This is a genomic window from Buchnera aphidicola (Lipaphis pseudobrassicae) (assembly GCF_005081185.1).
GTDB lineage: Bacteria > Pseudomonadota > Gammaproteobacteria > Enterobacterales > Enterobacteriaceae > Buchnera > Buchnera aphidicola_AD.
This window is the reverse complement of record NZ_CP034870.1, coordinates 578950-580851: the sequence shown is the minus strand read 5'-3', so window position 1 is coordinate 580851 and position 1902 is coordinate 578950. Positions and strand designations below refer to the sequence as shown.

The window sequence follows — 1902 nt, the reverse complement described above, 5'->3', positions numbered from 1 at the left end:
AATTTGTTTTATTTTTGAATTCTCTTGTTTTTTTTACAATAAGTTAGTAACATTATTTAATTAAATATATATTTTTTGTAATAATACTTATGGTCACTATTTCTGAAAACGCGCAAAATCATTTTAGATATCTTCTATCAAAAGAGCCTAATGATACTCAAATACGTATATTTATTTTAAATCCTGGTACGCCTAGTGCAGAATGTGGGGTAGCATATTGTTTAAAAAATGAAATAGAAGAGTCAGATATTAAATTAAAGTATAATCAGTTTTTTGTTTATGTTAATAAGAATATTGTTTCTTATTTACGAAATGCTGAAATTGATCTTGTTTTTGATAAACTAGGTTCTCAATTAACTTTTAAAGCTCCATATGCCAAAAGTCATACTTTATTTAAAAATACCTCTTCTCTAGAAGAGAGAATCAGACATTTTTTAAATATTGAAATTAATCCTCATTTATCAATGCATGGAGGACAAGTTAATTTAATTGAAATTGATCAAAAAAATAGTATTGCTATTATACAATTTAGTGGTGGTTGTAATGGATGCTCAATGATAGGAATTACTTTAAAAGAAACAGTGGAAAAAAAAATATTAGCTTCTTTTCCTGAAATTAAAAAAATATATGATGGAACAGAACATTTACATGGAAAACACTCATTTTATTGACAGTATAAATTGTTCATAATTAAAAAGGTGTCAATTCACCACGCAAATTATTTTGCATTTCGGAAGAGACTGCTTTTTTTGAAATCTTTTGACTTAATAAAAAATGTAATTTAGTTAAAGCTGCTTCTATAGTAAGATCATAGCCACTGATTACTCCAACTTTTATAAGAGAATTTCCTGTTGCATATCCGTTCATGTTTACTCTTCCAGATATACATTGTGTTAAATTAATAATAATAATATGTTTTTTACATGCTGATTCTAATTCTTTTAAAAAATCTTTATTTTGAGGTGCATTTCCTATTCCATAAGTACATAATATCATCGCTTTTATTGGATAAAGTAAAAAATTTTTAATAACTCTTCCTGAAATTCCTGGATAAATAGTAATTATACTAATAGGTTGTGATTTAATTTGATAAACCCTTAATTTGTTTAGATTCTTTTTTGCTTTTTCCTTATATAGATAACGAATATTTATTCCTACTTCTAGTAATGGTTGTAAATTAGGAGAAGAAAATGCATCAAAACCATCTGCATACGATTTTGTTGTTCTGTTTCCTCTATATAATCTATGATTAAAAAATAGAGTAACTTCATTGATAGGATGATTAGCTGCTATTAAAAGCGAGTTTAATAAATTTTGACGACCATCAGAACGAATTTCTGATAAAGGAATTTGAGAACCTGTCACAATTACTGGTTTTTCTAAATTTTCTAATATAAATGATAAAGCTGAAGCTGTGTAAGCCATTGTATCTGTTCCATGTAAAATAACAAATCCATCATATTTGTGATAATTTTTTTCAATATCATTAGCGATAATTTGCCATTTTTTTGGTGTCATATTAGAAGAATCAATTAATGGTTGATATTCTTTGATAGTAAAGTATGGTATTTCCTGTCTGTGAAATTCTGGCATTTTAACAAGTTGTTTTTGAAGATATCCAGAAATTGGAATATATCCATATTTTGATTTTTGCATACCGATAGTTCCGCCTGTATATGCAACATATATACATTTTTTCTTCATTAATCAATTCTTTTTGTTATTTTAGAATAAAACTATAAATAATCAAATGTAAAGTATATTTTAAATAAAATATTTTAAATTTATTATTTAGTTAAATATAATACTAAAAAATATAAATTTATATAGAATTACATAAATGATTTAATATTGAAAAATTTTATTGAACTATTAGTTATTATTAACATGAACGTTATTCAT

General features: G+C 24.7%; 2 protein-coding genes. One reads left to right on the top strand and one right to left on the bottom strand.

What is annotated here, in order from left to right; translation table 11 throughout:
• The first annotated feature begins 89 nt into the window (after positions 1–89).
• Complete coding sequence (locus tag D9V70_RS02800) at positions 90–671, top strand: NfuA family Fe-S biogenesis protein (protein WP_158356207.1); 582 nt, start codon at positions 90–92, stop codon at positions 669–671.
• Positions 672–690: 19 nt separating this feature from the next.
• On the opposite strand, the gene ansA is transcribed toward D9V70_RS02800, so the two are convergent.
• Positions 691–1704, bottom strand: a complete 1014-nt coding sequence (ansA, locus tag D9V70_RS02795; protein ID WP_158356206.1) for an asparaginase — start codon at positions 1702–1704, stop codon at positions 691–693.
• Positions 1705–1902: the final 198 nt, after the last annotated feature.